The 13,798-nt window shown below is 56.2% G+C and carries 12 protein-coding genes; all 12 read left to right on the top strand.

The features are described from left to right. Positions 1–195: 195 nt before the first annotated feature. The gene (locus F4V72_RS23800) at positions 196–1,197 is read left to right on the top strand and encodes a DUF4123 domain-containing protein (RefSeq protein ID WP_227005437.1); all 1,002 of its coding nucleotides are present in this window, start codon (positions 196–198) and stop codon (positions 1,195–1,197) included. Next, positions 1,194–3,857: a T6SS effector BTH_I2691 family protein gene (locus tag F4V72_RS23795; protein WP_136058349.1), complete on the top strand. Its 2,664-nt coding sequence runs from the start codon at positions 1,194–1,196 to the stop codon at positions 3,855–3,857. Before F4V72_RS23800 ends, F4V72_RS23795 begins: the two co-directional genes overlap by 4 nt. Further along, complete coding sequence (locus F4V72_RS23790) at positions 3,854–4,825, top strand: putative type VI secretion system effector (RefSeq protein WP_079796792.1); 972 nt, start codon at positions 3,854–3,856, stop codon at positions 4,823–4,825. Before F4V72_RS23795 ends, F4V72_RS23790 begins: the two co-directional genes overlap by 4 nt. 12 nt (positions 4,826–4,837) lie before the next feature. Further along, positions 4,838–5,107 (top strand): PAAR domain-containing protein, encoded by a 270-nt coding sequence (locus F4V72_RS23785; protein WP_136058348.1) that lies wholly within the window; start codon positions 4,838–4,840, stop codon positions 5,105–5,107. Between the two features lie 5 nt (positions 5,108–5,112). Continuing rightward, positions 5,113–6,330, top strand: coding sequence for a hypothetical protein (locus F4V72_RS23780; RefSeq protein ID WP_136058347.1), 1,218 nt, complete (start codon positions 5,113–5,115; stop codon positions 6,328–6,330). Continuing rightward, the gene (locus F4V72_RS23775; RefSeq protein WP_136058346.1) at positions 6,327–7,064 is read left to right on the top strand and encodes a putative type VI secretion system effector; all 738 of its coding nucleotides are present in this window, start codon (positions 6,327–6,329) and stop codon (positions 7,062–7,064) included. The genes F4V72_RS23780 and F4V72_RS23775 overlap by 4 nt, the downstream gene beginning before the upstream one ends. Next, a complete protein-coding gene (locus F4V72_RS23770) occupies positions 7,061–7,321 on the top strand; it encodes a hypothetical protein (RefSeq protein ID WP_136058345.1) in 261 nt (86 codons plus the stop codon). The genes F4V72_RS23775 and F4V72_RS23770 overlap by 4 nt, the downstream gene beginning before the upstream one ends. 12 nt (positions 7,322–7,333) lie before the next feature. Then, the gene (locus F4V72_RS23765) at positions 7,334–7,603 is read left to right on the top strand and encodes a PAAR domain-containing protein (protein ID WP_121767754.1); all 270 of its coding nucleotides are present in this window, start codon (positions 7,334–7,336) and stop codon (positions 7,601–7,603) included. 5 nt (positions 7,604–7,608) lie between these two features. Beyond that, positions 7,609–8,769: a hypothetical protein gene (locus tag F4V72_RS23760; protein WP_121767753.1), complete on the top strand. Its 1,161-nt coding sequence runs from the start codon at positions 7,609–7,611 to the stop codon at positions 8,767–8,769. Beyond that, complete coding sequence (locus F4V72_RS23755) at positions 8,759–12,079, top strand: ImcF-related family protein (RefSeq protein ID WP_211361529.1); 3,321 nt, start codon at positions 8,759–8,761, stop codon at positions 12,077–12,079. Before F4V72_RS23760 ends, F4V72_RS23755 begins: the two co-directional genes overlap by 11 nt. Positions 12,080–12,160: 81 nt before the next feature. Next, on the top strand, positions 12,161–12,472 hold the full coding sequence (locus F4V72_RS23750) for a hypothetical protein (protein ID WP_053509562.1): 312 nt from the start codon (positions 12,161–12,163) through the stop codon (positions 12,470–12,472). Beyond that, positions 12,472–13,798 (top strand): type VI secretion system baseplate subunit TssF (tssF, locus tag F4V72_RS23745; RefSeq protein WP_150342514.1); only part of this gene is annotated, 1,327 nt, incomplete at its 3' end. The genes F4V72_RS23750 and tssF, both read left to right, overlap by 1 nt.

The raw sequence follows: 13,798 nt of genomic DNA, 5'->3' as shown, positions 1-13,798 counted from the left end.
GTGGCGCATGGATACAGATGAAAGGCGGGAGTATCACCCTGGGCGGCTCCGGTAACGTCACGGTGAAGGCCGGAACGCTGGAGAAGCTGGGGGCGGCATCGATGCAGGGCAGTATCAGCCTGCCGGAGGGCTGTTCAACAATGAAGGCGCCTAAAGATGCGGCTGAGCCACTGTGAGGACGACCCTGTGACTATCATGTACGATTTCAGTCCGCAGGCCGTCACGCAACAGGCGGACGTTTTGCTGACTCAGGTGCAGGCCGCCATCACTGAGCGTCAGGAATATGTATACCTGCTTATCGACCGGGAGGCATTGCCGGAAGATATGATGCACCCGTTTATTTGCGCACTGATGGACCAGCGCCCGGTGCCGGTCACGCTGCCGCACCGCAACCTGAGCATGGACCGCCATCCCTGGCTGATACCACTCGACCTGACGCAGGCTACCCATCACGCCCTGCTGGAGAGCAGCATCCGTCATGCCCTGGAAGAGCAACATCCTGACCGCCTGTGCAATGGTGGCGGTCGGGCAGTTTGCGGCTGGCTGACCAGCCCTTACGAAACCGCTGTCATGGCAAAACAACTCGGTTACACGGCCATTCAGCGGCTGATTTCTGGACAACAGATACTGCTGCGGTATTACGACCCGGCGATACACGGCATCCTGTGGCCGCAACTGGATGATGTGCAGCATGAACGCTGGCTGGGCGTGCTTTCCGGCTGGCATTACCCGGACGGTGATGGCAGGCTCGTCAGCCACGACCATTCTCCGTCGCCATACCCGTATATGACGTTCTCCCTGATGGTGAACCCGGAGGATGAAATTCACATCAGTCAGACCGGTAAAATCGTCCGTGTCCTGGAACACTATCGGCAGGCACATATCAACAAGCCCCGTCACGATGAAGCCACTGCAGTCACGATTATTCGCAGGGCGCTGAAACGCGCGCAGCAGCTGCACGGTTTTGACAACGATACCGACCAGCAGGCGCTGGCGCTCGACTGCCTGCGGTTACATCCTGAACTGGATATGCATCCCCGGATGAAGATTTTGCTTTCACCACGCGAGCGGGAGCCGGACACGGATTACGCCATCTGCACTGGCGCACTGTCTGACCGGGACTGGCAGCAGCTCTGCCACGACCTGAACACCGAAGAGACGAACGCGTCCGCATCTGACGCAAGGAGCCCTGTATGACAACCTCTCCCCTGGGGCCGAAACCCTGCTCACACTGCCAGATATCCGGCCCGGCGATATTGCCGGTACGTTATGCCGTGGTGCCTGCCGGGCTGTCGGCCAGCGTTCCGGCCTGGGCGAAGCCGGACACGCCGTTCCCCACCGGCGACGGCTATGACTACCTGCTGCGCGCCCTGCGTCAGGGCTTTGTGTATGTGTATTACGAAAGTAACCGTCAGTGGGAAGGCTGGTCGGTAGCGGAAGACGGCAGCCTGTGGAAACAGCCCTCCGCTGCGTATGCACGGTCGCAGAAAAAATCTGACTGCACCATGCCGTACCACAACCCAACCAATCTGGAGATGCTCATCCTCAGTCCTGCTGCCCTGAAGGGCAACTGCTGGATTGCATTCACATCGGCCAAATGGCGGACCGGTACGCTGGAGCGCTACGGCTCTGATGCGAACGCCCGTAAGAAACGGATGCAGTGCGTGGAATACTGGCAGTGGACCACGCCTGCTAACGAACAGCGTGTCGCCCAGGCAAGCGTTGAGGTGCTCAATGAAATAGCTGACTACATGACGCCGGGCCCTGCCTGCCCCGTACTGACGCTGCCGTATAACCCGCCGGTACGGCGTATCAGCCGCACGGACAGCGCATCACCGTGGTTTTATTTTGATGAAGGCGAAGTGCGGGCTCAGGGCACCCTGACGTCGTGGAGCCGCCGCCGCTGTGAGCAGGCGCAGCGGACAATAGACGCGATGCAGAAACAGGGGGCCGGGGTTAACCGCTACGACAAACCCATTACCCAACTGGTGGTGGCGCTGGATGATGCGGCGGGTATTGCTCATGAGCTGGCGGGATTCAGTGATGATATGGCCGCCCTGCATGCGGGCTGGCTGGACGAGCTGTCGATTGAGTTTATGAGTGTGCAGTCACTGGCTGGTGCCCGCAACCAAATCCAGCAGATGGAAAAAGCGCTGGCAGAAAAGCACACACTGGATGCCTTCAGCAGTACTGCAAATTACGGCATGGATAAGGTTTCTGGTGGTGTCATCGCGATGGTGCCGGGCGCTGACACGCAGCGTCAGTCGGCACTGAATGATCTGTTGCAACGGGCGCAGTTGTCATCAGAACAGGCGGGTGATGAGGCGCTGGCGACCAGTTGGGCGAAGTACGATGCGGAGCTGAATCACGACAAGATAAATGCCTTCAACGCCTGTTATGAACAGTTTTGTAAGGTGATAGCCACCCGGATGGAAGCCCTGCACGGTTTGCGTATCGACTGGCTTAAGTCTGCGCCGTTTATTACCTGTAGCCAGGATTTTTACTCCACGAGTGTGGAGGACAACCTGAGCTATCGAGAAATTGTGGATTATGCGCTGGCCTCGCTGAACCTGACCGATACCGGCGCACAGTGGCTGGACAGTCTGATAAACCAGTATTCCGCGAAATCCGAAAGTAACCTGGTCTGGCGCTCGCTGCTGCTCAATAACCCCGATGTGATAGCCGATATGACCGCCTATCTGGAAAGCCTGGCAAAGAGCCACGGCAAAACAGAGAAAGCGGACGAAGCATCCTTCCTGGCGGCGGTGGCCCCGCTGGCAGGCAAGCTGAATGAAGCATATGCCGGTGCCAATGAAGCACTGGAGCGACCCGCCACGCCGTCTTCATCGTTCTCGCGGATGATGCTGTACTGTGACCGTCGCCTGAGCACATTTGGCGATCGCTTCTTTAACATCAGCCGCGCCGGTAAGTTTCTGGACGGGTTAAACGGGTTGCTGACGAAAACACTGTTCCAGGTGGTATCCGGTGTGTCATTTGATAATGCGGTGCAACTGTCACTCGGGCAGTTACAGGACGGTGATACGTTCAGAAGTCAGCTCCTGGAGGATATGAAGTATTCGGGAGCGACTGAACGGCGGGCAACACTGAACAGATATAAAACGCGTTTCGATGAATTCAGTAAAATTGCTGAAGGCGAAAGCGCCCTGAAAGGGGCCCGAATCAAATTGCTGGCGCTGTTCTTCAACGGGCTGGAATTCAAAAATCAGCTGCAGGAGAGCAAAGGGGATTCAAAAAGCCATGCGCAGATCGCGTCCGCGTTCCTTGGGACTCTTAGCACAACCACAGAGATTATTGAACCGGCGGTTAAACACGGTATTCAGAATGGGGCCGGAACCACAAGCGTGAAGTTTGTGGGGACAAGTGCTGGGATGTCGGCTGCGGTGATTAATCTGGCTCTGGATACTGAGGCATTGGTGTCGGAATTTTCGTCTGATCATTGTCGGTGGATTTTTGTTGGACTGAATGGTGGAAAAGTGGCTGTGGATACTGGTTTGGCACTTAAGTCATTTGGTGGTTTGTTAGAAGTACTGGAGAATTTGTCACTGAAGGGCGCGTTTCTTGAGGCAATGGGAACATTTCTGGCAAAAAATACTGTTGCCCGAATAGTTAGTTTTTTTGCCAGTTGGGAAGTCATGATTGGAATGTTCCTAATAGAACAACTCATCACTTATTACTTTGGCAACGATTTACAGAAATGGTGTCGGGAGGGCGTATTCGGGCTGGAGCCTGATGACAAACTGAAGAGTACCTGGCAACTGGGCCCCAAAAATCCTCGTGACAAGGAGTATGACAACCAGCAGGAAGAATATCAAAAAGCACTGGGGGCTGTGTTATGACAAAGGACAGGAAATTTTCGGGAGAGTTTATTGCGTTTGATGAAATTAAAAGAGAACTGTCTAATGCAAAAATTGAAATACGTATAAGACAGGATGCTATTAATGAAGATCCGACTCTTCGAGCCAGTTTCGAGCAAGTAATAAAAGCTCAACAGGATAAAATTCCTCAACTGGAGGCAATCCTGGCAACTGAGCCGCCACCGCCAGAGCTACCACCTCGCCAGCTTCTGTTTAAAGTCAGTGGTGTGTTGGAAGAGTTCAACGTACAGAAAGTGATCGGCTATTTCACCGAGCGCGAATATGACCCTGAAGGATTTGCCAGACAGGTGGCAAGTGAGCAGGTGGGAAGTCTTTTACTTGCGGTAACGGGAAATGCTGCAGGTTCTGCCGTCACGGGACAAAGCAAGATTCGGAAGGATGATGCCTGTGATTTTGTTCGAGGAAAGATCAACGGTATTCCTTTTCATGGATGGCTGGGAAAAACAAATGCTCAACCCGGTGACTTCGTTGAAATGGCTGTGATGGGGCAAGGGGATCACTATGTAACTTACGCATTAATGATTCCTGAAATTCAGACTATTTCTATGACACCTCGTTGTGGGGCTGGAAGGGAAGCTGAAATCAGTTTCGGCAAATATGCGGTCATGGGGATAGGAAGCATTTTTCTGGTTATTTTAACATATCTTCGTATTCGTGGCGTTGACTGGGAAGGTATAGCCTTTTGTGCTGGTGTTTTCGCTTTCATGTTAGCGATGGCCTATTTTTTCGCCATGCGCAGTATCAGAAAGAACCCCGGTCCCGTTATTTTGTTGTCTGAATCTATTTTTTCCGCACTGGGGTTTTCTGATCCTCAATGGGTTAATTTGCCGGAAAAAACAAAAAAAAGGTTAAAAAGCGAACCTCCGCTAAAAGGTTCCAGGCCAATGCCGGATCGTAATGCCTGGCGAGACTACTTCTATTACTACTGAAAAGGATTTCTGATGAGCAAGGGCATTGTTCGCCTGCATGACAAACTCAGCAGCGGCGGGGAAGTGATCTCCGCCTCTTCCACCATGATTATCGACGGTATCAAAGCCGCATTACTCAACGATCTGGTGTCCTGCCCGATTGAAGGGCATGGCGTTAACCGTATTGTGGGTACGTCGCCGGAATGGCAGTCAGACAGTGAACAGGCCGCCTTTGATGGTGCGCTGTGCCAGTGTGGCTGCACGGTGATCGCCAGCGCCACCGGCGGTATTCTGGGGAGCTGAATCTGATGGCATGGAAAATCCCCGCGCCGGATGCGGTTCACTGGCCTGCCGCGCCGTCGTGGTCAGGCTGGTGGCGGGCGCTGATGTTAAGTTGTTCAGCCGTGGTGATGGCCGGATGCGGTATTTATTTCTGGCTGCATGACTCGCGGGCGCTGGTTTACGCCTTTGCCGGTGTGGTGGTGCTGATACTGCTGTTTGCCGGGATTGCGGGCTGGTGGATGTACCGTTACGGCGTACTCCTGGAGCACGCTGATGGCACCACGCAGTACAACGCCATGCTGGAAGCGCAGTGGCAGAGGTGGGCTCAAGAAGGCATGGTGGTGTCAGGCGTCAGTACTCTTTTCCCTGAACAGGTGCGGACACCGCAGGACAGTGGTGAGCCGGTAAGTACGTTGGCTCCGCTACGTCTGCCTGAATGTCCGGGGTCCACGTATTTGTTTACCGAATTGCTGGCTCCGCTGCGCGTGGCGTTACAGATTTTCATCCGCAATCAGTCGCTGACGGTCTGCCTGCCGGAAAGCGCGTCTGAGGACGACTGGCAATGTTTCCGGTCGGTGTGGGCGGCGCTGTCACTGCCAGTGTCGGCGATCCAGCTTTCGGAAATGAAGCCTGAGCCTTTCAGCCGCCAGATGACACTCTGGCAACAGAAAGATGCGGTGCGTACGGGCTGGCTCATTATCCGTCATAACTGGACGCCTGGCAGTGAAGGCACTCAGGGGGCGGTGGCCTGGTTGTTATCTCATCCGGATATCCGTACCGGGCTGCGGCCCTGTGCCACGCTGCACCGTGTGTTCCCCACCGATAATACCTTACCTGACGGTGATCTCCGGCAGTTTCTGCAATATCAGTGTGTCAGCAATACGATGAAAGGCGTGTGGTCTGATGCGGTCACTCAGCCACATATCAGTCGTCTGATGGTCGCCCTGAGCCAGCAGCATAAGGCTGTAGCCGAGCAGGGGGAAGCGACGGTCATTCCACCCGCATCACCGGTTCAGCAGTATCTGCCTCACTGGCTGGGCGAGATGAAAGACGGTGAAACATGGTTTGCGGTCACGCAGGCAATACAGATGGCAGAACATACCCGTGAAACGCAGGTGCTGGCACTGGCTAAGGGAAATGACAAACTGAAGAGCACCTGGCAACTGGGCCCCAAAAATCCTCGTGACAAGGAGTATGACAACCAGCAGGAAGAATATCAAAAAGCACTGGGGGCTGTGTTATGACAAAGGACAGGAAATTTTCGGGAGAGTTTATTGCGTTTGATGAAATCAGGCGAAAGAAAAGCCATTGCGAAACAATCATTGAAGTTAACAACAAATGGGCGGTTGAGCATCCTGACGAATGTGATCCTCTAAAGCTTGAACGGGAGAACGAGCAAGCGTCTGCTGAGATAACTCAGTTGGACGCAATCCTGGCAACAGAACCACCACCGCCAGAGCTACCACCTCGCCAGCCTTTGTTCAAAGTCAGTGGAATGTTGGAAGAGTTTAGCGTGCAGAAAGTCATCGGTTATTTTACTGATCGTGAATATGACCCAGAAGCCTTTGCTCATCAGGAATCTCGCAACCAGGTAGGGGGATTGTTAGTGGCGATGACAGGCAATACTGCAGGAGCAGCGGTAACAGGCCAAAGTCAGGTTCGAATGAGTGATGCAAGTGATTTTGTACGTGGGAAGATCAATGGCGTTTCATTCAGTGGCTGGCTGGGGAAAACCAATGTAAAGGTTGGTGATTTCGTGGAAATGGCTGTGATGGGTAGAGAAGAACACTATGTCGTATACGCAATAGCTCTCCCCGAACTTAGAACTATCACTATGACGCCATATTGTCGCCATGGGCGAGAAATCGATGTTTTTTATGAGTATCGATCAGGAATTTTTTTGATTGGCGGCTTTTTTACTGTTTTGCTCCTTTTTGTTTTTTTGCCTCTAAGTCACTTTCTCTTGAGGATTTTTTGAAGCTCGTCGTAATTTCCTATTCCATCACGGCATATGCCTGTTTCCGTGGTGTACGCAAGCAACGAAAAAGGCCTAAACCGACGACGCTTCTGGCCGAGGCCATTTTTACTGTACTTGGTTTTAATGAGCCAAAGCGGGTTGATTTGGAAAAAATCACCAAAGAGCAAATTAAAGTGCTGCCCCCTGATTTATTGACTTCAGATGGCCGTGAAATGCCCTCTCGTACTTCATACCTGGATGGTTTTTTTTACTATTGATAGGAATTTTCTATGAGCAAGGGCATTATTCGTCTGCACGACAAACTCAGCAGCGGCGGGGAAGTGATCTCCGCCTCTTCCACCATGATTATTGACGGTATTAAAGCTGTATTACTCAACGACCTGGTGTCCTGCCCGATTGAAGGGCATGGCGTTAACCGTATTGTGGGTACGTCGCCGGAATGGCAGTCAGACAGTGAACAGGCTGCTTTTGATGGTGCGCAGTGCCAGTGCGGCTGCACGGTGATCGCCAGCGCCACCGGCGGTATTCTGGGGAGCTGAATCTGATGGCATGGAAAATCCCCGCGCCGGATGCGGTTCACTGGCCTGCCGCGCCGTCGTGGTCAGGCTGGTGGCGGTCGCTGATGTTAAGTTGTTCAGCCGTAGTGATGACCGGATGCGGTATTTATTTCTGGCTGCATGACTCGCGGGCGCTGGTTTACGCCTTTGCCGGTGTGGTGGTGCTGATACTGCTGTTTGCCGGGATTGCGGGCTGGTGGATGTACCGTTACGGCGTACTCCTGGAGCACGCTGATGGCACCACGCAGTACAACGCCATGCTGGAAGCGCAGTGGCAGAGGTGGGCTCAAGAAGGCATGGTGGTGTCAGGCGTCAGTACTCTTTTCCCTGAACAGGTGCGGACACCGCAGGACAGTGGTGAGCCGGTAAGTACGTTGGCTCCGCTACGTCTGCCTGAATGTCCGGGGTCCACGTATTTGTTTACCGAATTGCTGGCTCCGCTGCGCGTGGCGTTACAGATTTTCATCCGCAATCAGTCGCTGACGGTCTGCCTGCCGGAAAGCGCGTCTGAGGACGACTGGCAGTGTTTCCGGTCGGTGTGGGCGGCGCTGTCACTGCCACTGTCGGCGATCCAGCTTTCGGAAATGAAGCCTGAGCCTTTCAGCCGCCAGATGACACTCTGGCAACAGAAAGATGCGGTGCGTACGGGCTGGCTCATTATCCGTCATAACTGGACGCCTGGCAGTGAAGGCACTCAGGGGGCGGTGGCCTGGTTGTTATCTCATCCGGATATCCGTACCGGGCTGCGGCCCTGTGCCACGCTGCACCGTGTGTTCCCCACCGATAATACCTTACCTGACGGTGATCTCCGGCAGTTTCTGCAATATCAGTGTGTCAGCAATACGATGAAAGGCGTGTGGTCTGATGCGGTCACTCAGCCACATATCAGTCGTCTGATGGTCGCCCTGAGCCAGCAGCATAAGGCTGTAGCCGAGCAGGGGGAAGCGACGGTCATTCCACCCGCATCACCGGTTCAGCAGTATCTGCCTCACTGGCTGGGCGAGATGAAAGACGGTGAAACATGGTTTGCGGTCACGCAGGCAATACAGATGGCAGAGCATACCCGTGAAACGCAGGTGCTGGCACTGGCTAAGGGAAGCGAGGCGTTTTTGATGAGTGTCAGCAGTGGAGGTGATAATGTCGCTTAAGGGACAGGTCTGGCGACCATCGGGGGCAACCCTGTTTACGCTGGTGTCGGGAGTGCTGTCAGCCGGAGTGGTATGGCTGCTGGGTAAACATTACGGACTCTCTCCTGCACAGATGGGCCTGGTCTGGCTGGGTGTTCAGGCGTTGTTGACGGCCGTAATGGCTGGCTACCGGTTGTATCAGCAGCGGGAGCCCAAATCAGACGATGACAGGCAGGCTAAAACAGCGCGGGAAAAAGTCTCCACACCGGCGTATATCACGGAGATGTGTGACTACCTTAAGCATCACTACGGGCTGACCTGGCGCAGAAAGATGCGGTTTGTGGTGATTTGCGGTTCACCGAACCAGACAGACCTTGCTGTACCGGGCCTGACGGAAGCCGGATGGCTGGAAGCCAACAACGTTGTCGCCGTATGGGGCGGTAGTCTGCTCCCGGGGGCTGACAGCGCCCGTATCGCGGTGCTGCGTAAACTTAAACGCTGTGCGGTCAGCGCGATAGTGCTGGTCTATGACGGCGAACTGCGTCAGGCGATGCAGGGCGACCTGATTGTTCGCCAGCTTAACGAACGCTATAAAAAACTGGGCTGGCGTGTGCCGCTGTATCTGTGGGAAGTGCAGAAGAGCGCGTGGTCGCAGGAGGGCCGCGAGACTCAGCCGGTGGGTTGCCTGCTGGCCCCGCACACCACGCCGCCGGAGCTGGTGGAGACCCTGAAATCGCTACCGGACACGTTGATAGAGCCTGGCGTTCAGCAGGGGCTGGGCAGCCATACGCATGATTTCCTGTTGCGTCTGGGCTGGCAGTTGCGTAACGGGATGGCGGAGCGCTTTCATGCGCTGGCGGTTTCGCTGCTCACCGGCCCTTATGCCGTGCCGCTGCGCGGGGTGATGTTCAGCCCGGCGGTTTACCCGAAGGACGGAACCGACAGACAGCGCTGGCTGCCGGATAACAGCTGGAACGCCATTCTGAACGATTTGCCCTCGCTCAGAATCCAGCGTGCCGGAATGGCGTGGGAGCGCACGCTGTATCAGGCGGTGCTGGTGGCCCTCGGTCTGACCTGCGCGGGCGTACTCTTTTCCTGGAACACCAACCGTCAGGAGATTACCGACGCACAGCAACTGGCAGTAACAGCCCGTGATGAACACCAGAACGCGGATAAACGACTGGCTGCACTGGGTGAGTTGCAGCGGGAGATGGCGCGCCTGCAGTACCGGAGTCAGCACGGCGTGCCGTGGTACAGCCGCTTTGGCCAGAGCCAGAATGATGACCTGCTGGCCCGCCTGTGGCCGGAGTATGCCCGCAGCGCGTTGCCGCTGTTGCGTGATGCCTCCGCCGCCAGGTTGCGTGACGCGCTGACCGCCTGGAATGCGCTACCTGCTGACAGCGACCCGCGGGCAAAACTGAGCCGGGATGCGTATAACTGGCTGAAAGCCTGGCTGATGTTAAACCGTCCGGAGAAGATGGACGCGAATTTCTTCACCTCAACGGTGATGGCCCTCTGGCCACGCCGTGATGGCGTGGCACCCGGTGTCTGGCAGTACGAGGGGCCCCGACAACTGGCCTTTCTGGCGCAGAATCTGCCGTCACACCCGGCCTGGAAAATTGCCTCAGACCCGCAACTGGTCGCCACCACCCGCAGCGCCCTGTTGCGCCTGATTGGTCAGCGTAATGCTGAATCGGCGCTCTACCAGAAAATGCTGGTGCAGGTCTCCCGTAACTACGCCGATATGCGTCTCACCGATATGACCGGCGACACGGATGCCTCGCGATTGTTCACCACCGATGACGTGGTGCCGGGGATGTTCACCCGCCAGGCGTGGGATGATGCGGTTCAACCGGCGATTGATAAAGTGGTCAGCGAACGCCGGGACGAGATTGACTGGGTGCTGAGCGATAACCGGCACCCGGTGATGCAGGATATTTCTCCGGAAGCGCTGAAAGCCCGGCTGACGGAACGCTACTTCACTGATTATGCCAGCGCCTGGCTGGATTTCCTCAACAGCATCCGCTGGCAGAAAGCCGCCACGCTCTCCGATGCCATTGACCAGCTCACCCTGATGGCGGATGTTCGCCAGTCGCCGCTGGTGGCGCTGATGAACACGCTCAACACCCAGGGGCGTGCCGGACAACAGCAGGAAGCTCTGACCGACTCGCTGGTGAAATCAGCGAAAAATCTGCTCAGTACCGATGACGCGAAAGCCATCGACCAGAAAGCCGGAGCGCACGGTCCTCTCGATGCAGCCTTTGGTCCTGTGCTGGGGCTGATGGACACGAAGGGCAGTGGTGATAACAGCCTGAGTCTGCAGACCTTCCTCACCCGCGTTACCCGCGTGCGTCTTAAGCTCCAGCAGGTCACCGGTGCCGCCGACCCGCAGGCGATGATGCAGGCGCTGGCGCAGACGGTGTTCCAGGGGAAATCGGTGGATATCACCGATACCCGTGACTACGGTAGTCTGGTGGCTGCCAGTCTCGGTCAGGAATGGAGTGGCTTTGGTCAGGCGGTGTTCGTGCAACCGATGGAGCAGGCCTGGCAGCAGGTGCTGTCGCCCACTGCAGAGAGCATTAATAATCAGTGGCAGCAGGCCATCGTCAACGACTGGCAGCAGGACTTCAATGACCGCTGGCCGTTTTCGCCGGATAAACAGAGCGAAGCATCGCTGCCGCTGTTGTCGCAATACCTGCGTAACGACACCGGGCGCATCACGCAGTTTGTGAAAACCAGCCTGGGCGGCGTGCTGCGCAGGGAAGGTCGTCACTGGGTGCCGGATGCGATTGCCGCACAGGGGCTGCACTTTAACCCGGACTTCCTGAATGCCCTGAACCAGCTCAGCGAACTGGCGGATGTGGCGTTTACCGGCGGTGACGCCAGCGTACATTTTGCGCTGATGGGCAAACCGGCCCGTGACGTGATGCAGACCGACCTCTATCTCGACCAGCAAAAGCTGGACTACCACAACCAGGTGGAGAACTGGCAGCCGTTCGTCTGGCCGGACAGCCAGTGGAAACCGCATACCACGTTAACCTGGACCAGCGTCAGCGCCGGAGAGCGTATTTACGCCGACTACCCCGGAAGCTGGGGCTTTATCCGCCTGCTGGACAGGGCGCAGGTTCAGGCCACCGACAACAGCACCTTTATTCTGAGCTGGAAGGTGAAAGACGGCAGTCCGCTGAACATTATGATGCGTACAGATGCAGGTGAAGGCCCGCTGGCGCTGCTGAAGCTGAAAGGGTTCAGACTGCCGCAGCAGGTGTTCCTTGATACGGATAGCGTCCCTGATGTGCCGTCAGATAACGGTGGCGGAGACGGACTGTAATGAACGATTTAACGCTGAGCGGCTTCGGCAACGAATGCGCTATCTGTGACTTATTAAGTACTTATCCTGCAGGGTTTCTCAATGCACTTTTCTCACCATTTCACCAGCTTTAAAGATATGGTCGTAACTGGCGTGCAGGCGCTACTGATGCTGCCTGTTATCCTGATGATGCTGGCATCGGCCCTGATGTGTCCCCGTGCTGCCGGTGCTATTTTCCTGGTACTTAGCGGCGTCCTCTTTTTTACTGATACCCGTACGTTTTACAGAGGTTTTTGGGGCGGGATTCTTGATTGTCTGCTCTCTTTTTGTCCCTTCGTTCTCCTGGTCTGTATCGTCGGGATGATCATCAAGTTCTGTACTGAAAAAGCAAAGATACCAGACGGAGACAGTTAATGGACGACCTGACCCTCCGCTACTTCGACACCGAAATGCGCTACCTGCGTGATGCGGCGCGGGAGTTTGCTGAGCTGCATCCGGAAGAGGCCCGGCAGATGGGACTGACGATGAACGGTGCGATGGATGAGTCTGTGACCCGCCTGTTCCAGGGCTTTGCCTTCCTGATGGGGCGTGTTCGGCAGAAACTCGATGATGACTACCCCGAACTGACCGAAGGTGTTATCAGCCTGCTGTGGCCGCACTATCTGCGCCCGCTGCCGTCGATGTGCGTGGTGGAAATTGCCCCTGAGCCGGACGGACTCAAGCACAGCGACACGGTGCATCAGCACACCGAAGTGATTTCCGCGCCGGTGGGCGACAACCGGATTCGCTGTCGTTACCGCACCACGCGACCGCTGACCCTGCAGCCGCTCGCCCTTGAGACGGCGAGTGTCTTTGCGGAGCCGGAGGGTGCCAGCGCCCTGCGTTTGCGTTTTTCCTGCGGTAACACGGCGGACTGGCGGCGGCTCGACCTCTCCGCGCTGCCGGTATACCTGAACGGCGATGCGCCGCTGGCCTCACTGCTGCATCTGTTTCTGACCCGCCGGGTGGCCCAGGTTTACCTTCGTTTGCCGGGCAATATGGACCGCCAGCCCTTACCGCTGCGCTTTCGCGCCAGCGCCTTTGATGATGATGCGCATCTGTGGGAGGTGGAAAAGAGCGGGTACAGCAGCTATCAGCATCTGCTGGAATACTTTACCTTCCGCGAGAAGTTTATGTTCGTCTCGCTGGAAGGGCTGGAGCAGGTTGCCTGGCCTGAAACGCTGCCCTGGTTTGAGCTGGAGTTACGTTTCACGCAGCACTGGCCGCACGATTTCACGGTCAGCGAAGAGAACCTGCGCCTGCACTGCGTGCCGGTGGTGAACCTGTTTCGCCTCGATGCGCGTCCGCTGGCGATTAATGCAGAACAGACCGACTATCGCCTGCAGCCGCTGCGCGATGATGACCCGCATACCGAAATCTTTGCGGTTGAATCCGTGGCGGCCTCGTTTGAAGAGGATGCGCTGCGTTACACATCGTTTCGTCTCTTTGAACAGCAGGGCGGGATGTACCGGCATGAGCGACCGGCCCGCTACTTTCATACCCGCGTGCAGCGTGGCCCCTCCGGGCGTACGGAAACGTGGTTAATCCTCGGTGGCGAAGCGTTTGAACGGGAGCGCCTGCAGCCGGATGACCCTCTGGCGCTGAGCCTTACCGGCACCAATGGGTGTCTGCCGCGTAAAACCCTGCAGAGCGTGTTGCTGGAACAACTCTGCGGCACACAGCAGACCCCGGTGCGCGTGC

It is taken from the genome of Salmonella enterica subsp. diarizonae (assembly GCF_008692785.1).
GTDB lineage: Bacteria > Pseudomonadota > Gammaproteobacteria > Enterobacterales > Enterobacteriaceae > Salmonella > Salmonella diarizonae.
Note: the sequence above shows the minus strand (reverse complement) of the source record. Positions and strands in the feature narration are given on the sequence as shown.

Coding starts and splice junctions, on each gene's coding strand:
- F4V72_RS23785 (WP_136058348.1), top strand. CDS start 4,838: ATGAGCAAGGGCATTGTTCGCCTGCATGACAAACTCAGCAGCGGCGGG.
- F4V72_RS23750 (WP_053509562.1), top strand. CDS start 12,161: ATGCACTTTTCTCACCATTTCACCAGCTTTAAAGATATGGTCGTAACT.
- F4V72_RS23765 (WP_121767754.1), top strand. CDS start 7,334: ATGAGCAAGGGCATTATTCGTCTGCACGACAAACTCAGCAGCGGCGGG.
- F4V72_RS23790 (WP_079796792.1), top strand. CDS start 3,854: ATGACAAAGGACAGGAAATTTTCGGGAGAGTTTATTGCGTTTGATGAA.
- F4V72_RS23775 (WP_136058346.1), top strand. CDS start 6,327: ATGACAAAGGACAGGAAATTTTCGGGAGAGTTTATTGCGTTTGATGAA.
- F4V72_RS23795 (WP_136058349.1), top strand. CDS start 1,194: ATGACAACCTCTCCCCTGGGGCCGAAACCCTGCTCACACTGCCAGATA.
- F4V72_RS23760 (WP_121767753.1), top strand. CDS start 7,609: ATGGCATGGAAAATCCCCGCGCCGGATGCGGTTCACTGGCCTGCCGCG.
- F4V72_RS23780 (WP_136058347.1), top strand. CDS start 5,113: ATGGCATGGAAAATCCCCGCGCCGGATGCGGTTCACTGGCCTGCCGCG.
- F4V72_RS23755 (WP_211361529.1), top strand. CDS start 8,759: ATGTCGCTTAAGGGACAGGTCTGGCGACCATCGGGGGCAACCCTGTTT.
- F4V72_RS23800 (WP_227005437.1), top strand. CDS start 196: ATGTACGATTTCAGTCCGCAGGCCGTCACGCAACAGGCGGACGTTTTG.